The organism is Aeromonas sp. R2-4 (assembly GCF_040908365.1).
Classification (GTDB): Bacteria; Pseudomonadota; Gammaproteobacteria; order Enterobacterales; family Aeromonadaceae; genus Aeromonas; species Aeromonas veronii.
The window spans coordinates 17,694-36,056 of the sequence record NZ_JBFODO010000014.1; the positions used below are offsets into that span (position 1 = coordinate 17,694).

Annotated in this window: 14 protein-coding genes and 1 rRNA gene; 10 read left to right on the forward strand and 5 right to left on the reverse strand. The window is 57.3% G+C overall.

Annotated elements, in window-relative coordinates; genetic code table 11:
* Positions 1–12 precede the first annotated feature (12 nt).
* The 4 genes from AB5Z05_RS07360 to AB5Z05_RS07375 all read left to right on the forward strand — a co-directional run bounded on the left by AB5Z05_RS07360 (position 13) and on the right by AB5Z05_RS07375 (position 6,601).
* A complete protein-coding gene (locus AB5Z05_RS07360; protein ID WP_368150795.1) occupies positions 13–1,464 on the forward strand; it encodes a curlin in 1,452 nt (483 codons plus the stop codon).
* A 110-nt stretch (positions 1,465–1,574) separates the two neighbouring features.
* Complete coding sequence (csgH, locus tag AB5Z05_RS07365; RefSeq protein WP_254204223.1) at positions 1,575–1,889, forward strand: curli-like amyloid fiber formation chaperone CsgH; 315 nt, start codon at positions 1,575–1,577, stop codon at positions 1,887–1,889.
* An 89-nt stretch (positions 1,890–1,978) separates the two neighbouring features.
* Positions 1,979–4,807 carry an excinuclease ABC subunit UvrA gene (uvrA, locus tag AB5Z05_RS07370; RefSeq protein ID WP_368150798.1) on the forward strand — a complete coding sequence of 943 codons (2,829 nt, stop codon included), beginning with the start codon at positions 1,979–1,981 and terminating at the stop codon, positions 4,805–4,807.
* Between the two features lie 120 nt (positions 4,808–4,927).
* Positions 4,928–6,601: a diguanylate cyclase gene (locus AB5Z05_RS07375; protein WP_111901632.1), complete on the forward strand. Its 1,674-nt coding sequence runs from the start codon at positions 4,928–4,930 to the stop codon at positions 6,599–6,601.
* Here the strand turns inward: AB5Z05_RS07375 and AB5Z05_RS07380 are convergent.
* Positions 6,598–6,729: a hypothetical protein gene (locus AB5Z05_RS07380; RefSeq protein ID WP_019445201.1), complete on the reverse strand. Its 132-nt coding sequence runs from the start codon at positions 6,727–6,729 to the stop codon at positions 6,598–6,600. The genes AB5Z05_RS07375 and AB5Z05_RS07380 overlap by 4 nt on opposite strands.
* A gap of 330 nt (positions 6,730–7,059) precedes the next feature.
* On the opposite strand from AB5Z05_RS07380, the gene AB5Z05_RS07385 reads away from it, so the two are divergent.
* The 3 genes from AB5Z05_RS07385 to AB5Z05_RS07395 all read left to right on the forward strand — a co-directional run bounded on the left by AB5Z05_RS07385 (position 7,060) and on the right by AB5Z05_RS07395 (position 11,348).
* Positions 7,060–7,656: an OmpW family outer membrane protein gene (locus tag AB5Z05_RS07385; RefSeq protein ID WP_127008721.1), complete on the forward strand. Its 597-nt coding sequence runs from the start codon at positions 7,060–7,062 to the stop codon at positions 7,654–7,656.
* A 222-nt stretch (positions 7,657–7,878) separates the two neighbouring features.
* The gene (locus tag AB5Z05_RS07390; protein WP_368150802.1) at positions 7,879–9,858 is read left to right on the forward strand and encodes a methyl-accepting chemotaxis protein; all 1,980 of its coding nucleotides are present in this window, start codon (positions 7,879–7,881) and stop codon (positions 9,856–9,858) included.
* An 8-nt stretch (positions 9,859–9,866) separates the two neighbouring features.
* Positions 9,867–11,348 (forward strand): ABC transporter substrate-binding protein, encoded by a 1,482-nt coding sequence (locus AB5Z05_RS07395; protein WP_368150805.1) that lies wholly within the window; start codon positions 9,867–9,869, stop codon positions 11,346–11,348.
* Between the two features lie 73 nt (positions 11,349–11,421).
* Here the strand turns inward: AB5Z05_RS07395 and AB5Z05_RS07400 are convergent, their stop codons facing one another.
* Positions 11,422–12,222, reverse strand: coding sequence for a GNAT family N-acetyltransferase (locus AB5Z05_RS07400; RefSeq protein ID WP_368150808.1), 801 nt, complete (start codon positions 12,220–12,222; stop codon positions 11,422–11,424).
* 329 nt (positions 12,223–12,551) lie between these two features.
* Between AB5Z05_RS07400 and metF the strand changes: the two genes are divergently transcribed.
* Positions 12,552–13,442, forward strand: coding sequence for a methylenetetrahydrofolate reductase (gene metF / locus AB5Z05_RS07405; RefSeq protein ID WP_005340191.1), 891 nt, complete (start codon positions 12,552–12,554; stop codon positions 13,440–13,442).
* A 69-nt stretch (positions 13,443–13,511) separates the two neighbouring features.
* On the opposite strand, the gene AB5Z05_RS07410 is transcribed toward metF, so the two are convergent.
* Both AB5Z05_RS07410 and AB5Z05_RS07415 read right to left on the reverse strand, forming a co-directional pair.
* A complete protein-coding gene (locus AB5Z05_RS07410) occupies positions 13,512–14,576 on the reverse strand; it encodes a DUF3103 family protein (protein WP_021231648.1) in 1,065 nt (354 codons plus the stop codon).
* A gap of 122 nt (positions 14,577–14,698) precedes the next feature.
* Complete coding sequence (locus AB5Z05_RS07415; RefSeq protein WP_368150811.1) at positions 14,699–15,874, reverse strand: benzoate/H(+) symporter BenE family transporter; 1,176 nt, start codon at positions 15,872–15,874, stop codon at positions 14,699–14,701.
* Positions 15,875–15,993: 119 nt separating this feature from the next.
* Between AB5Z05_RS07415 and AB5Z05_RS07420 the strand changes: the two genes are divergently transcribed.
* The gene (locus AB5Z05_RS07420) at positions 15,994–16,563 is read left to right on the forward strand and encodes a helix-turn-helix domain-containing protein (RefSeq protein ID WP_368150814.1); all 570 of its coding nucleotides are present in this window, start codon (positions 15,994–15,996) and stop codon (positions 16,561–16,563) included.
* Between the two features lie 16 nt (positions 16,564–16,579).
* Here AB5Z05_RS07420 and AB5Z05_RS07425 read toward each other — a convergent pair whose 3' ends face one another.
* On the reverse strand, positions 16,580–17,776 hold the full coding sequence (locus tag AB5Z05_RS07425) for an NnrS family protein (protein ID WP_368150817.1): 1,197 nt from the start codon (positions 17,774–17,776) through the stop codon (positions 16,580–16,582).
* A gap of 504 nt (positions 17,777–18,280) precedes the next feature.
* Here AB5Z05_RS07425 and AB5Z05_RS07430 point away from each other — a divergent pair.
* A 16S ribosomal RNA gene (locus tag AB5Z05_RS07430) occupies positions 18,281–18,363 on the forward strand; the annotation flags it as partial.

Here is an 18,363-nt window from a genome sequence, read left to right on the forward strand (position 1 = left end):
GAGAGGGAAATCATGTTTAAACGTACCATCATTGCCTCGGCAGTTCTTCTGGCGACCAGCACCGCTTGGGCGGCATCTACTGGCAACCAGGCTACGGTGAACCAGGCCCAGAGCGGCAATATCGCCACCATTAACCAGGTGGTGGGAAGCGTCGATAACAAGGCTAACATCGATCAAGCTGGTAACAACAACACAGCTGTTACCACTCAAAAGAATACCGGCCAGTCAGATGCCGATACTCGGCAGGTAGGTGACAGTAACGAGGGTTACATCTTGCAACAAGGTGACACTAACCTCTCCAAAGCCTCCATCGATACAAAGGGGAACGACAACTTTGCTGATGTGATTCAGCAATTTGAGAATGGCGGTGCGGTTGCCGGGGTTGTGCAGGATGGGGATCGCAACGACGCCAAGATCAAGCAAGATAATGGTGACTTAGCTGACTCCAGGATCACTCAAATCTCGGATGGTAATCGGGCTGTCATTAATAACCAGATATCCGATTTCGCTCGGGCGAGTGTACAGCAGCTAGAAGGGGGGGCTCACCAGGCTGACGTGACCCAGACAGCGGCTGATGGAGCCAACGCCGAAGTGGTACAACGTGGAGAGAGCAATATCACCAAGGTGCTGCAGGCAACCGGTAACTATGACTATGCACCGGCGGAAGGAACATCTGCAGTGGTGACTCAGAGTGGTTCTTTGAACAATGCAGACGTCACTCAATACGATAGTGCCAACGTAGCGACTGTTGAGCAAAGTGGAACCCGCGGTGAAGTGGTGACTCTGCAGCAAGGGTCTGATGCCGGGAATGGCAACGGCCTGTTGGCCAAACAGTCTGGAACCGGGGAGTTTGCTGACCTGACACAGGATGGTAATCGCAACCGGATTGAGACCGACCAGCAAGGTACTGGCAATGATGCCTTGGTCAACCAGACAGGTGATGACAACAAGGCCGTGGTCAACCAGTTAGCCAGCAGTACCGATGGTGCGGTCACCATTGATCAGGTAGGTAATGACAACTATGCCAATGCAGTGCAACAAGCAGGCAGCGGCAATACCATCGATATCGACCAGAACGGAACTGGCAACCAGGTTGCCTCTGCTCGTGATGGTGAAGGCAAAGGCGCCTGGACCTGGGGCTCGGACAACGAGCTGGTCGTTGCTCAGAAAGGCACTGACAACTGGGCCTATGCCGATGCGTCTCACTCTGAGTCTGTGGTCAAAGTGACCCAGGATGGTGAGTTGAACAATGCCAAGGTTGAGTCCTACGTGGGTAGCGAGAACAAGCTCACCGTGACCCAGAACGGCGCTGAGCACGAGGCCAATGTCTACGTCAATGCTGGGGTTGGTGGGGGGCGCAACACCGTTGATGTGGTGCAAAACGAAAGCTTTAATACTGCCAATGTGACCGTATTGGGCAGCGATAACCATGCCTATGTCTATCAAGGGGCTGGTAGCAACTGATGGTCATCTCCGGATTCAGGGGCCTGCGGGCCCCTCTTTTATTGGTGCTGCTCTGTGGGTTGATGCTGGTTCATCGCGTCGCTTCCCCAGCAAGCGCTAGGGGAAACGAGATGGAGCCCGATCCGTCGATCCGCTTGTCCCTCAATATTGCGCAGAACGAGCAGGGGCTGTCACTTGCGCCAACGCTGCTCAGCAAGCGCGACTTGACGGTGAGTGTCAGTTTGCTGGTGCATGGCGAAGGGGCGGCCGGGAGCACGACTCAGCGCCAGAGCCGTAATCTGTCGCTGCAGGCTGGAGTGGTCATGGCGGTTGGCAAAATAGGGCTGGGTTTGCGTTGTCCCTATCGGGTCGAGGTCACCGCTCTGATATGGCAAAACGAGCGGCTGCTGGTGGAGAAAAAAGAGCAGATGGCGTGCGCCGGATGATGCGCATTTCATCTCATGACTGTCTATTCATCCAGTAGTCTCTATGCCATACTGACTCGCTCAGGTTTCTGTATCGAGCGTGCAACAAGATGGAAAAGATCGTGGTCCGGGGTGCTCGCACCCACAACCTCAAGAACATCAATCTGACCCTGCCCCGCGACAAGCTGATCGTGGTCACCGGCCTCTCCGGCTCGGGCAAATCCTCTCTGGCGTTCGATACCCTCTATGCCGAGGGGCAGCGCCGCTATGTGGAGTCCCTCTCCGCCTATGCTCGCCAGTTCCTCTCCCTGATGGAGAAGCCGGACGTCGACCATATCGAGGGGCTTTCGCCCGCCATTTCCATCGAGCAGAAGTCCACTTCCCATAACCCGCGCTCGACCGTCGGCACCATCACCGAAATCTACGACTACCTGCGTCTGCTGTTCGCCCGGGTCGGTGAGCCGCGCTGCCCGACCCATGCCATTCCGCTTGCCGCCCAGACCATCAGCCAGATGGTGGATCAGGTACTGGCCCAGCCGGAGGGGAGCAAGCTGATGCTGCTGGCCCCGGTGGTGCGTGACCGCAAGGGGGAACACACCAAGCTGCTGGAGAATCTGGCGGCGCAGGGTTATATCCGTGCCCGTATCGACGGCGAGGTGTGCGATCTATCCGACCCTCCCGCGCTGGAGCTGCACAAGAAGCACACCATCGAGGTGGTGGTGGACCGCTTCAAGGTGCGCGATGACCTTGCCTTGCGTCTGGCCGAGTCGTTCGAGACGGCGCTGACCCTATCCGGTGGTATCGTGTTGGTGGTGCCGATGGACGGGGAGGAGGGGGTTGCTCCCATGACCTTCTCCGCCAACTTCGCCTGCCCGGAGTGCGGCTACTCCATGTCGGAGCTGGAGCCGCGCATCTTCTCTTTCAACAACCCGGCCGGTGCCTGTCCCACCTGTGATGGTTTGGGCGTGCAGCAATATTTCGACCCGGCCAAGGTGATCGGCGATCCGGCCATCAGCCTGGCCAACGGCGCCATCCGTGGCTGGGACAAGCGCAGCTTCTACTACTTCCAGATGCTCAAATCTCTCTCCGAGCACTACAAATTCGATCTGGAGACGCCGTGGGAGGATCTGCCGCTCAAGACCCAGGAGGTGATCCTGCGTGGCTCCGGTCGCACCGAGATCGAGTTCCGCTACATGAACGACCGCGGCGACGTGGTGGTGCGCAAGCACCCGTTCGAGGGGATCCTGCACAACATGGAGCGGCGCTACCGGGAAACCGAGTCCAATTCGGTGCGTGAAGAGCTCTCCAAATACATCGCCAACAAGTCTTGCTCAAGCTGCGGTGGCAGCCGGCTGCGGGAGGAGGCGCGCCACGTCTTCGTCGACAACCGCAACCTGCCGGCCATTGCCGAGCAGTCCATCGGCGATGCACTGGCCTTCTTCGAGGGGCTGAACCTCACCGGCCAGCGTGCCCAGATTGCCGAGAAGATATTGAAAGAGATCGTCGAGCGGCTCGGCTTCCTGGTGAACGTCGGTCTCAACTACCTGAGCCTGTCGCGCAGTGCCGAGACCCTTTCCGGCGGCGAAGCGCAGCGGATCCGGCTGGCCAGCCAGATCGGTGCCGGTCTGGTGGGGGTGATGTATGTGCTGGACGAGCCCAGCATAGGTCTGCATCAGCGCGACAACGAGCGGTTGCTCAAGACCCTCACCCATCTGCGCGATCTGGGCAACACGGTGATCGTGGTGGAGCACGACGAGGATGCCATTCGACTCGCCGACCACGTGCTCGATATCGGCCCGGGGGCGGGTGTGCATGGCGGCGAAATTGTTGCGCAGGGCACCCCCCAGCAGATCATCGACAATCCGGAGTCGCTGACCGGTGACTACCTCTCCGGTCGCAAACAGATCGCCATTCCGGCCGAGCGCACCCCGCTCACCGGCAAGTGGTTGAAACTCAAGGGGGCGAGCGGCAACAACCTGCGCAACGTCAACCTGGATCTGCCCATCGGCGTGATGACCTGCGTTACAGGTGTTTCCGGCTCCGGCAAGTCGACCCTGATCAACGACACCCTGTTCCGCATCGCCCACCGCGAGCTCAACAAGGCCACCGAGTCCACCCCGGCACCCTATCGCAGCGTCGAGGGGCTGGAGCATCTGGACAAGGTGGTGGATATCGACCAGAGCCCCATCGGCCGTACCCCGCGCTCCAACCCGGCCACCTATACCGGTTTGTTCACTCCGATCCGCGAGCTGCTCTCCGGCACTCAGGAGGCGCGTTCACGCGGCTATCAGCCGGGCCGCTTCTCCTTCAACGTGAAAGGGGGCCGCTGCGAAGCGTGCCAAGGGGACGGGGTCATCAAGGTAGAGATGCACTTCCTGCCGGATGTCTACGTGCCGTGCGACGTCTGCAAGGGCAAGCGCTACAACCGCGAGACCCTGGAGGTGAAATACAAGGGCAAGAACATCCACGAAATCCTCGAGATGACGGTGGAAGATGCCCGCGAGTTCTTCGATCCGGTGCCGGCGGTGGCGCGCAAGCTGCAGACCCTGATGGATGTGGGCCTCTCCTATATCCGTCTCGGTCAGTCTGCAACTACGCTGTCGGGCGGCGAGGCGCAGCGGGTCAAGCTGGCGCGTGAGCTCTCCAAGCGGGATACCGGCCAGACCCTCTATATTCTGGACGAGCCGACCACCGGGCTGCACTTCCACGACATCCAGCAACTGCTCAAGGTACTGCACCAGTTGCGGGATCGCGGCAACACCATCGTCATCATCGAGCACAACCTTGATGTGGTAAAAACTGCCGACTGGATCGTCGATTTGGGACCGGAGGGAGGCGCCGGTGGTGGCCGCATTCTGGTGACGGGGACGCCGGAAGAGATTTGCACCAATAAAGAGTCTCATACAGCTCGTTTTTTGCGACCGCTATTGGCGCGATAAGCCGTTATAATCGAGGGGCCTTTGGCCCCTTTTTGTTATAAAAATCGGGAGCATAGGGAGAAGCTCGTCAAGTGGTGCGGGCTTGGCATCTCAGCGTCATGGTAATGGATATATCGGGTTATGGCTCAGGCTCCGCGCACGATTGATCATCAGTTGGCTTACTCCATGTTCCCCATCTGGCTGGGGGCGATCCTGCTATTGCTGGTCCTGCTGGCGTGGGCCCAGATCCCGGCTGCCAGCCGGATTGAAGAGCAGCGAATGAAGGAGCATCTGCTGCGCGTGACCAAGGCGGTGCAGGCGGATGTGGCAGCTCTGGATGCATTCAGTCGGGATTGGGGCATCTGGGATGACAGTCACCGTTTTATGGACAACAAAAGCAGGGGGTACATCGAATCCAACCTGTTCAGTGATATGCCGATGCGGGATTTTAGTCTCAACCTGATGAGCTTCATGGATCTCACCGGCTACGAAATCTGGACGCGTACCCTGCTACCCGATGCGCCGGGGATCAATCCGGATCAGTTTCCCTACTTCCTTGATGAACTGAAAAAGCAGTTGAGAGAACGCTCGGTGGCACAAGGGGGCATCAATCTGCACGGGATCCGTGCTTCCCAGTGGGGGCCGCTGATGTACTCGTGGCAGCCGATCAGAAACAGTGACGAGTCGGCACCGTTCAACGGTTTCTTGCTGGTTGTACGTTGGCTCGACAAGGCCTATCTCGAGCAGGTATCGGAGCGTACCGCGCTGCCACTGGCGATCTCCCACGCCAATCTGGATGTCACCGCTACCTTCAAACCACTGAAACCGCAAATAACGTATCGCCTGATCGACCTTGGGCTGACCCGGCTCAGGGGAGAGGTGCGACTGCTCAACAGCGATAACCAGCCGGTACTGACTCTGGTGATTGAGGAGGAGAGAAAGATCTTGAGTGGCGTCATGGAAGGGGCTCTCTGGACCTTTATTGGTATGCTGTTTATCAGTTTTATCTGCGTCATGATCGCCATGTATCGGCTCAACAGCATTGTGCTTACCCCGTTGCAGCAGCTGGTGTCGGCGCTGCAACGTTTTGGCGATCGGCCAGATGCCACCTTGATCCCCTATATCGACAGCAGCGCCGAGATGGCGACCTTGAGTGGCAAGTTCAAGGAGATGGCCAGCAAGGTCAGTCAGCAACACGATGATTTGTTGGAAAAATCCAGCCAGATGGAGATGGCTGCATTCACCGACCCCTTGACCCGTTGTTTCAATCGTCGCTATCTCGATGGCTGGTTGCAGGCCAACCGGGCCAAACCTTGTCTGTTATTGCTGCTGGATCTGGATCATTTCAAGCGGATCAATGACCGCCTTGGCCATGACATCGGGGATCTGGTGCTGAAACAGTTGGCGGATCTGCTGCGCAAGGTGGTGACAGGGGAGCGCGAGCCGATCATCCGGCTGGGCGGGGAGGAGTTCTTGTTGCTGCTACAAGTGGATGACGAGCAAGAGTTGGCGCTGCGGGTCGAATATCTGCGCCAGCGTGTCGCTCAGCACCGCTTTGGCAGAGAGGATGCGCCACTCTGGTTGACGGTGTCGCTGGGGTTCTGCCGCTATCCATTGCACCCGGAGTACCCGGATTCATTCTGGAGTCATAGCTTCAAACTGGCGGACATGGCGCTGTACCAGGCCAAAGTCGGCGGGCGAAATCGGTGGTGTGGCTACGCTGGTCCCCTCTCTGCGGAGGGAATGGGCCAGACTCCGGAACAGCTTGCCGAAGGGGGGAATATCACCCTGCTGCACTCTGTCAATCCGGATTAACCCTGCCGTACCAATACCAGATAGGCCAGGGCGACAATAAAACCGAGCAGGATAAAGAGAAAGGATCCGATTCCCCACACGGCCGCGAGAAAGGCCCCCACCTTTTGCCATTTCGACTCATTTTTCATAAATAAACCATTACTTACCAGTAACTTGTATGGCGCAAAAAATACGCTGATTTACCCATATAAACAACAATTAATCGCCGCACTGCCGTGCAATAAGATGTGGTTTGTTTGCTCCTTTTGGCGCTGGATGCGGGTAGTTACAACCTGTCGAAACAGGTATTTCAGCTTGTTGTCTGGGGGGTCAACGAGATTGGGATGGCGCGCAAAGATGTCACACCAATCGATTTATTTCTGTGCAACCTTTGCTCCAAGTCAATAACTTTGCATTTACAAGGGCATATAGTCAGCGGGCTTACAGCATCAAATGAAAACAAAAAAAGGGATTACGTGATGAAAAAATTACTTCCTCTGATGATTGCCGCTGCAGTGACCTCTCCTTTCGCCATGGCCCATCAGGCTGGTGATATTCTGGTTCGTGGTGGTTTGGCATTTGTATCGCCGCAGGAAAGCAGCACGCCTGTAGAGCTGGAAATTAATGACAACATGCAATTGGGATTGACTCTCTCTTACATGATTACTGATAACTGGGGTGTCGAATTGCTGGCCGCAACCCCTTTCTCTCATTCAGTCAAACTGGGTGGCTCTGAAGTTGCCAAGATCAAGCATCTGCCGCCGACTCTGATGGGTCAGTACTATTTTGGCGATGCCCAGAGCAAGGTTCGCCCGTATGTTGGTATTGGCGTGAACTACACCACCTTCTTTGATGAAGAGGGCCGTGGTGCATTGGCCGGGACCGATGTCAAAGTCGATGACTCCTGGGGTGTTGCCGGACAAGTTGGGATCGATATGGCGATCACTGACCGCTGGTTTGTCAACGGTTCAGCCTGGATCATGGATATCGATACCGATGTGCATACAGCGATTGGCACCATTAATACCAAGGTCGACCCGATGGCCTTTATGGTGGGTGTTGGCTACCGCTTCTAATGATTCTGACTGCGGTTCTGAACGGATCGCGGAAGATAGCAAAGTACGTCTCTTTCAGCCCGGCTTGTGCCGGGCTTTTTTCGTATGGCTGATTTTGTCTGTACTGTGATCCAACCCGATACAAATCAATTAAATACCTGCCGCTTTATTTCAGTTATTCGCCACCCCTGCCGATAGTGACTATGTTCACTTTACCTTCCCCCAATGAGTGAGGATGTCTCCATGGGCTTATCTATTGTGCAGCGGATCATCGCCGGATTCGTGTTGATGCTGCTGTTGCTGATCCTGCTTGGTGTGATCAGTACCTTTAAAATCAAGGGTATAAATGACGGCCTCTCTGCCGTATCTGACCGGGCAACCCCGCTGGTGGTGGCTGTCGCAGGTCTCAAGGGGGCACTGCAGGATAGTAACCGCTGGGTGCTTGTCTACCGCACCAGTGAAGATGCCGCCCAGTTGCCGCAGCTGGCCAATCAGTTCAAGGAGCAACAGAACCGCTTCGCCCAGCTGAGTCAGGAGATGGGTAAATTTACCGACGTAGCGGATGCTCGTGCCCGCTTCCAACAGGTCGAGAGTGCTACCACCCAATTTTATGGCTTGGCGGATCAGGTGTTAGCCCAGCATCGGCAGTGGGTCAGTGCACTGGAGCAGCGCCACAAGCTGGAGATGGAATTTATCCGCCTTGAGGATACTTACCAGTGGGCGGCGGATCTGCTGCTGCAACAGACCGCCAGCAAGCGCTCCATGCGCAACAAGGCGGAACTTATTACCTCAGGTATCGCCCGCGATCTGAAGAATATCCGCCGTGCCGATGCCAAAACCGACCTGAACGAGCTGGAAAAGGTACTCAGCAAGGACATCGAGATGGCCCGCAAGCGTCTGGAGCGGGTGCTGGTGCCCGATGATGTGAAAGCGCGCTTTGTCTCCAATCTGGATCGGATGCAGGAGCTGGCACTTGGCGCTCAGGGCTTGCTGGCAACCATGCGTCAGGCTCAGCAACTGGCGCTGTCGCTGGCCACGCAAAATCAGCAGCTGGATGCCAGTCTGGTCAACAGCCTCAATTTGCTCGATGAGATGGGCAAGTCCGCCGGGGCCATTGCCAGCGACAGCCGGATCAACGCCGATGCGGCGGTCAGCAGTGCCAGCTTCTGGATCCTGGTGGTTGCCGCGATGTCGGCCGCTGCCGCGCTGGTGATCGGCTATACCACGGCGCGCAGCATTCAGCGCCCATTGCAGATGATCAACAAGGAGCTCGATTACATGGCGGCCGGTGACATGACCCGCCGCATCAACTACCGCAGCAGTTGCGAATTTGGCAGCCTCTCTCGCTCCATCGATACGCTGGCGGGCAAGACCGGTGAACTACTCTCTCAAATCAATGCGGGCTCTCGCCATCTGGTGGATGAGGCGAGCCGCGCCGCCGAGATCAGCGAACTGGCCATGTCCCGGGTGCAGGAGCAGAAGAGCCAGACCGATCAGGTGGCCGCCGCCATTACCGAGCTGGAAGTGAGCGCCACCGAGGTGGCCCGCTCTACCGATGGCACCAAACGCGAAGTGGATCTGGCCGATGAAGAGGCGCGCAATGGCCGCCAGAAAGTGGCCACCACTCGCCGGATCACCGAGCAGCTGGCTGGCGCCATGGAAGAGGCGGTCGGGATCACCTACAAACTTGGGGAATTCAGTAACAACATCGGCAGCATTCTCGATGTGATCCGCAGCATTGCCGAGCAGACCAACCTGCTGGCGTTGAACGCTGCCATCGAAGCGGCCCGTGCTGGCGATGCAGGTCGCGGTTTTGCGGTGGTGGCCGATGAGGTACGGGCGCTGGCCAATCGCACCCAGACCTCGACCGAAGAGATCCAGGGGATGATTGAGAACCTGCAGAGCTCCAGCAAGCATGTGGTTGAAGTGATGGGGCGCAGCCAGGAGCAGACCCAGAGCTGTGTCGAGCAGACCCGCGAGATGGATGTGGCGTTGCAATCCATTGCCGATCGGATGGGGGCCATCAAGTCGATGGCGGATCAGGTGGCCCATGCCGCGCAGGAGCAGATCTCCGTCAGTCAGGGGGTCGCTCGTCATATCGCCGGTATTGCCGATGTGGCATACGAGACTGAGCGGGAGGCGCGCGAATCCGCCAGCAGCAGCGAAGTGCTGGCCGACCTGGTCGCCAAACAGCAGCAATTGATCGCACATTTCAAGGTCTAGGAGGGCTTATGTCTAAAAAGTGGATTGGAGCCCTGAGTCTCCTGTTGTGTGGCCAGCTGATGGCCAGCGAGCTGGTGATTGAAAGCTGGCGAACCGATGACAAGGCGTTGTGGGAGCAGAAGATTATCCCGGCATTTGAAGCGGCGCATCCCGGCATCAAGGTGAGTTTTCATCCGGTGCAAAATGTCAACTACATGCCCACTCTGTGGGAGAGCCTGAAAGGCGGTAAGGCGGGGGATCTCATTACCTGTCGTCCGTTTGATGACTCGCTCGCCCTGTTCAAGGCGGGCCATCTGGCCGAGCTGACCGAAATGGCGGGGATGGAGAACTTCCCGAGTTTTGCCCAGTCACCGTGGCAGACCGATTCCGGTGCCCAGACTTTCTGCGTGCCGATGGCCTCGGTGATCCATGGCTTCTTCTATAACAAGAAGATCTTCAGTGAGTTGGGGCTCACCTTGCCGCAAACCCGCGACCAGTTCTTCGCCGTGCTGGACAAGATCAAGGCCGACGGGCGTTATGTGCCGCTGGCCATGAGCGGTTCCGAGAGCTGGGTTGCCTCCGAACTGGGGTTCCAGAACATTGGCCCCAATTACTGGAAAGGAGAGGACGGCCGTCTGGCACTGATCGGCGGGCAGGAGCGGTTGGACAACCCGCAATATGTGAAGGTGTTCGACGAGCTGGCCCGCTGGCGTTCCTACCTCGGTGAAGGTGGCGAGAGCCGCGATTATGCGACCAGCAACGAGCTGTTCACCTCGGGCAAGGCCGCCTTCTACGTGGCGGGATCCTGGGAGATTGCCCCCTTCACCGGCAAGGTCGATTTTGGCGTCATGCGTCCGCCAGTGGCCAAACAGGGTGATGGCTGTTTCTTTACCGACCACACCGATATCGGTATGGGGATGAATCCGGCCAGCAAGAACAAAGAGGGTGCAATGGCCTTCCTGCAGTGGCTGACGACGCCGCAATTTGCCGAGCTCTATACCAACTCGCTGCCGGGATTCTTCTCCCTTTCCAACCACTTTTTCGATGTCACCAATCCGGCGGCCAAAGAGATGATGGAGTGGCGCGATCAGTGTGACTCGACCATTCGGGTGGCGACCCAGATCCTCTCCCGTGGTACGCCCAAGCTGGGGGATGAACTGGCCGAGGTGAGTCAGGCTGTGCTGCTTGGCAAGATGGAGCCCAAGGCTGCTGCGGATCGACTGGAAGGTGGCTTGAAGGGCTGGTATGCCCCTCATCAGGGCAACAAGGCCAAGAGCGCGGATTGTCAGTGTGATGCGGTTGTCCCTGCCCCTGCCCCTGCTCCGGCTTCAGCGCTGGCGACTGAGGTGTCCGCAGCTCCCGCGACCAATGAAACATCGGCCGTGGTGTCACCGGCTGTGACTCCCGCAGAACCCGCATCAGCGGCCGCTGCCCCATTACCGGCGCCGTCGGATGAGGTGGAGCAGGCGCTCTCCAACGAGCTGGAGGCGCCACAGCAGCCACAGCAATAGGTCATCTGCATCAATAAGAGCGGGAGGCATCAGCCTCCCGTTTTTTTATGGCTCGCCGCCAGCATGTATCGCTTTATTGTGCTTCGTGGGGCCAGCGGCAGAGGCTGCCGATGCGGGCAACCGGGGCAAACCCCAGGGAGCGGTAAATGCGCTGGGCATGGTAGTGCTCGTCAGCCACTATGATCAGCTGTTTGGCACGGGATAATCCTGCGCGAGCCACTTGACTCAGCAGCTGGCGGCATAACCCCTGATTGCGCCACGCATGGTGCGTGCGTACCAACTGGAAGCGCCCAAGTGTGCCGCAGAAGAAGAGGCCACAGCTGGCGACCAGTTGTTCCTCTTTCCAGATCCCCCACCAGTCCCCGAGACCATCGGCAATCATGGCCTGATAGAGCGCCTGGCGGGATTGCAGATAGGGGAGATAGCTCTGTTCCGAGTGTCCCTCATCCCGTTCATTGAGTTCGAAGTCGAGCCACTCAGGCCAATCAGCAGTAGTGAAGGTGCGTGCCTCAACCTTGTTCATGTCGTCGTGCGGGGGTGGGCAGCTCTGCTCATCCAGCGCCAGCACCACGCACTCCATATATTGGTATCCCGTTGCGACAAAACCGGCGATCCGGCTGTTTTGTCCGGCGGCCAGTGGCCATTGGAAGGTGCGGTGGCGCACTCGCGGATCCTGGCCGATCAGCTGATCGAATGTTGCTTCCAGCCAGCCTTTGTCATGGTCGCTGGGCGGGGTGGGGAGCAGCAGGTAGTTGCCGAAGAAGTAATTGGGAGCATCCGGCGTGCGAACCGCCCAGAACTGATCGTGCTGAACAACCTCGCCCTGATAGCGATCGAACAGCAAGTCGGTGGCAAAGCCGGGGTGGGTATCCATGATGGTGCTCCTGCAAAGACTCATTCTGTTATCGGCAGGAGTGGGAAATAGATGAAAAGGGGCCGGAGAAACCTCCGGCCAAACAATCACACGCAGATTCAGAACGTCCAGGACGATCTGCCCCCATCATAACTCGACTGGGGCAATTTTGGGATGGGCACTTTTCGGTTACGTACCGTTAATTTTGTAAATATGAAGTTCGTCAGATCGGATGTGAGGTAAATCCCTGTTGACTTTGTGTCGTTTTGCCCATAAATATAAAGACGTTTAGACGTCCAAACATCCGTTTTGACGTAGACAGATGGATTGCAGGACAGGGAGAAGAGCAGATGGGTTTTCACAGTGCACGTCAGGTTGAAGCGCTCAACCAGAGCTTGGCAGATTTGAATGGCGATATATCGGTCAGTTTCGAGTTTTTTCCGCCCAATAGTGAAGGGATGGAGAATACCCTCTGGCAGTCCATCGAACGGCTAAAAGTGCTGGAACCCAAGTTCGTCTCCGTCACCTATGGTGCTAACTCTGGCACCCGTGATCGCACACACAAGGTGATCAAGGACATCAAGGAACGGACAGGCCTGATTGCGGCGCCGCACCTGACCTGTATCGATGCCAGCCGCGACGAGTTGCGTACCATTGCCCGCGACTACTGGAACAGCGGTATCCGCCATATTGTGGCGCTGCGCGGTGATTTGCCGCAGGGGTTGGAGAAACCGGATATGTATGCCACCGATCTGGTTGCCCTGCTCAAGTCAGAGGCTGACTTTGATATCTCGGTTGCCGCCTATCCGGAAGGGCACCCGGAGGCGAAGAGCGCCCAGTCGGATCTGCTCAACCTCAAGCGCAAGATCGATGCCGGAGCCAACCGCGCGATTACCCAGTTTTTCTTCGATGTGGAGACCTATCTGCGTTTTCGGGATCGCTGCGCCGCTATCGGTATTGATGCCGAAATCGTGCCGGGGATCCTGCCGGTCTCCAACTACCAGACCCTGGCCAAGTTTGCTGGCTTCACCAACGTGAAGATCCCGCGCTGGATGCATCAGCGTTTTGAAGGGCTGGATAACGATCAGATGACCCGCAATCTGGTGGGGGCGAGCATCGCCATCGATCAGGTGCGCGTGCTGAGTCAGGAAGGAGTGAAGGATTTCCACTTCTATACCCTGAACCGCTCCGAGCTGACCTATGCCATCTGCCATACCTTGGGGGTTCGTCCCAAGGGTTGACCGGTGGTCACCGCGATAAAAGCAAAAAGCCAATGAGTTGCTCATTGGCTTTTTCGTTATGGCCGATTATCAAGGTCTGGTCGGGGCGATTTCTTTTGGCTCAAGATCGATAACCGCATTACCGGCAGCCCCCGGATACTGGCGATAGACCTGATCCTGCTCCAGTGTGTAGAAGGTATCCAGATAGTCGTCGTTGTTGGTCATCCAGGAGTCGGGCAGAGCCTTGACGATGCGACCGCCGAGATCGAGGAAGGGCAGTGCTTCCGGCACGCCACCCGCAGTAAAGCCGAGTTTGAGGGCTTCAATCAGCAGAGCGCTCAGCTCCTTGTAGTTGACGTTGTCATCCTGCTCCATCATCACCACATCGACGGCACCCCAGCGATAGCGATCCCAGTAAACCAGGATCTGGTTGGGGGTGTAGTCTGTGTTGTCATAGTCGAGGTAGGGCATGTCGACAATATCGACTACTGGCTCATCCCGACTGGGATTGACCCCTGCGACCACTGCATACACTTCGGCTGCGCCGAGCAGCCAGGGCTCCTGATCATCCTTCAGTCTGATCTTTTTCAGGATACTGGTCTTGAGTGGCGCCGTGCTGGCTGCCACTCGCGGAGCGCTTTGCAGATCAGCATCGGCCAGCGCTTTGCGCATTACCTTCAAGCCTGCGTTCTTGGCTTTGACGGGATCGGCTTCGACTACCAGAACCGGCCGGGCCGGTGCCTTGTCCACATCCAGATAGACGGGATTGCCAGCGCTGTCGAACGCTTCAATGGCGCTCCAGCTCTTCTCATCTCCACTTGGAACATAGGCGACCAGCGGTTCGACGCCCTGTTGCAGTGCGGCAGCCTGATCGGTGTTGGCCAGCCGCAACTGCATCAGTTGCTTGACCTCTCCATCCAGTCCTTGCCGGCTGATGGCCGCCTGGTTGGCATCGCTCGCCTGCCGTTTAAGCCGTGGGCTGGCCTTCTGCAGCAGGTTGGGAAGCGGGCTCTGGTATTGCTGATTGCTCAGCAGGGGCAGCAGGTTTTTCTGCTGAAGTGCGAGCTGGCGAGCCAGCTCTCGATCCGTATCGGCAGCCTGGACGCTCGTAGCACCCAGTATGGCCAGTAGTAACAAGACAGCCTGATTTTTCATTTTTATACTCCGTTGCATGGAACCTGACAGGGCACCATGTCCGGGAAGATTGGTGCCCTGACGCCACTAGAAGGAAATTAGTTTCACTTGTGAATCATTTTATCTGGATAGTGTGCAGAGGTTCACGATTTGAGGTTCAATTGATTCCTTTGTCGATATAATTCGAACTGATAGATAGCCAGACCAATCAGCAGACCCCAGCAGGCTGCCGCGATGCCGAGCAGGCTGATCCCGGACGCGGTAATGATAAAAGTGAGCAGCGCAGCTTCTCGCGCTTCATCCTGCTGCAAGGCAGAGTGCAGGCTGCTGCCGATGGTGCCTAGCAGGGCCAAACCAGCGATGCAGGTGACAAGGGCTGCCGGAAAGGCGCTAAACAGGGCCGCGACGGTCGCACCGAAGCAGCCGGTCACGAGATAAAAACAACCCGCCCAAACCGCAGCAGGCCAGCGGCGCTTGGTATCCGGGTCGACCTCTTTGCCCATGCAGATGGCGGCAGTGATGGCGGCCAGATTGAAGGCATAGCCGCCAAAAGGGGCGAGCAGCAGGCCGGTCAGGCCGGTCCAGCTGATCAGCGAGGAGGTGGCAGGCTGATAGCCATGGGCCCGCAAGATGGCAATCCCCGGCATGTTTTGCGATGTCATGGTGACAATGAACAGCGGCAGCGCGATGCCAAACAGAGCATCAAAGGAGAAGACTGGCCATGTCCAGACCGGGCTGGCGAGTTGCCAGTGAAGGGTGCCCAGTTGCAAATCCCCCCGCACGCTGCAGATCAGCATCCCCACTCCCAGTACCAGCACCATGGTATAGCGGGGCCAGAGATGACGACCCAGCAGGAAGGCCAGCAGCAGAGTGCCAAGCAGCAAGGGATCTTGCGGGGCGGCCTTGAACAGATCCAATCCGAATCTGAGCAGCACGCCAGCCAGCATGGCGGCGGCCAGTGGAGCCGGGATATGTTTCATCAAGCGGTCGAACCAGCCGCTGATGCCACACAGAGTGATCAGCAGGGAGGAGATCACAAAGGCGCCGATCGCTTCCGCCAGAGTGAAGTTGCCCAGCGTGGCGATCAGCAGTGCCGCGCCCGGTGTGGACCAGGCGGTCAGTACGGGCATGCGGTAATAGAGAGAGAGGCCGATGCAGCTCACCCCCATGCCGATCCCCAGCGTCCAGAGCCAGGAGGCAACTTGGGCAGTATCAGCACCTGCTGCCGTGGCGGCCTGGATGATCAGGATGACGGAACTTGTGTAGCCGACCATCACGGCGATAAAGCCTGCGATCAGATGGGGGATGGCGAAGGGCATGACTCTTCCTCTTGGCGTTGTGACGCGCTGTGCGTTATTACGTACAATACAGTTTTGACTATATCGCTGTGCGCTATAGCGTACAAGGCGCATCGTGCAAGAGTAATAAAGAGGCAGTTATGCAAGAGATGAGTCAGCATCTGGCTGCTCGGCTGAAGGGGCTGCGCAGCGAGCGCGGCTGGAGCCTGGATGCCGCCGCGCGCGAAACGGGTGTCAGCAAGGCGATGCTGGGGCAGATTGAGCGGGGAGAGTCCAGCCCGACAGTGGCGACGCTGTGGAAGATAGCCACCGGTTTTCGAGTCTCCTTTTCCAGTTTCATTGAGCCCATACCCGCCGCGCTGGCAGAGGTGCTCTATCGCACCGCCGATGCCATTCGCCAGCAGCCAGCGGGAGAGGGCATGCAAGTGGCACCGCTCTTCCCTTATGAAAACCGGTTTGGTTTCGAGTTGCTTGAGCTGACCCTGTTGCCGGGTTACCAGCGTGAATCCGAGCCCCATGAGCCGGGAGTGACCGAACATGTTATCGTCATCAGTGGCATGATGGAGGTGCTGGTGGAAGGGGAGTGGCGCTCATTGGTGCAAGGGGAGGCTGTGCGTTTTGCTGCCGACCGTCCCCATGGTTATCGCAATCTGGGCATAGCCCCGGCGATTTTCCACAACCTCATCCACTATCCGGTGGCAACACCCTGAACATGTTCCGCAGTCATTAACCCGGACGACCATCTGCTCTGGGGCGGATCAGTATCGGGGTATAGACCCAGACAAACAGACCATAGGCAGCGATCCAGGCAAGCGCGCTGAGGTTCCAGCCATGCAGGGTATAAGCAGGCCAGAGCAGGGGAATCGCCACCCGCACTGTGGCGGCAGCGATAACCAGGGCGAATGCGCCAGTGATCCTGCGTCCTACCTGCAAGGCTCGACCGCTATGGCCGAGAGAGACTCGTGCAATCATACCCAGGATCATGGTCCCCATGCAGCCTGCGCTGAGCAGGTGACTGGCCATCGACAACGTGATGGGCTGACCCGCGCTATGTGCCGCAAGGGCGAGCAGGCCAAGAGGGATAAACAGATAGGCGAGATGGAGTGACCACAGCAGGGGATGCGCAAGGGTCGATGGCAGATGCCAACGCAGTTGCCGCCACAGATGCAAACTCGCCGCCACTATATAGAGAGGCACTATATATATGCTGGTGACCCATTGAGTGGGGAGCAGCAACCAGCAGAGCAATATAAGCCACAGTGCCGCGAGCGCCGCCCGTTCCAGCCAGAGCTGAGGTGCAGCTTTCTCCTGACCGGTTGCCCGGGCGGTGAAGAACGGAATCACCCTTCCACCCATCACGGCGATCAGGGTGGTAAACAACAGCACAGTCGTGATCAGCAGATGCTCAACGGTGGTCCACTCTTTATGCCATAACCAGCTGGCACCATTGAGCAGGGTCAGTATCAGCAACAGGGGCACGAAGAACAGGTTGCGCCATTGCCGGGTTATCAAGATCGGCTTGGCAAGGAACCAGGCGCAAAGCGGCAACCAGAGCAGGTCTGCCAACATCAGAAGCGTATTCTCTTCACCCAGCCAGGGTAACAAGGTCCTTGGCAACATCCACAACCCCACCACCAGCGCCAATGGCCAGCTCCGAACACCGGGATGGGCCGTCCAGTTCTGCACCGCGGTGAGCAGAAAACCCGCGACGATGGCAGCCCCGAAACCAAACAGCATCTCATGACCATGCCACCAGATCGGGTTGGCAATCCCTGGCAAGGTAAGCCAACCGTTGAGCTGCCCCAGCCAGAGCAACATGGCGACTGCCGCAAACAGAGCCCCGAACAAGAAGAAGGGTCGGAACCCCAAGCGGAACAGCGGGATGATTTGCTCTTCCTTATGGCTATCGAGGATTTGATGCATGAGGGTATTCCAATTAAACATTTGAGATGGCAATTATAAATTAGCTTTTCAAATGTTCAATTTAAATCCGGCAATAGTCAGGATTGATGCCATTTCGTGCAAAAAAAGAGATGATTGTTTGATATCTGAGCGAACGAACTTTTTTGCTGAAAAAAGCCCTTGTCATCCCGGAGCAGCTCCCTATAATGCGCCCCTACCAGCACGGCGGAACACGCCAACCTGATGAGCCAGCTTCCTAGTGAAGTAGGCGCCGAAAGAAAAGCGAAAACAATCGCTTGACTTTCGAAGTGAGAAGCGTAACATGCGCCTCCTCAACGCGACAAGCGTGCCGCTCTTTAACAATTTGAATCAAGCAATCTGTGTGGGCACTCACAGCATCGAACATCAAAAACAATTTTTGATTTTCAATGTCTGGTGAAGTGACCAAGACGATTTCTTAGCAATAAGAAGTCGAACAGTTTATTTCAGCAATTCATTGAGCCGCTTTTCGAAGCAACCAAACTTAAATTGAAGAGTTTGATCATGGCTCAGATTGAACGCTGGCGGCAGGCCTAACACATGCAAGTCGAGCGGCAGCGGGAAAGTAG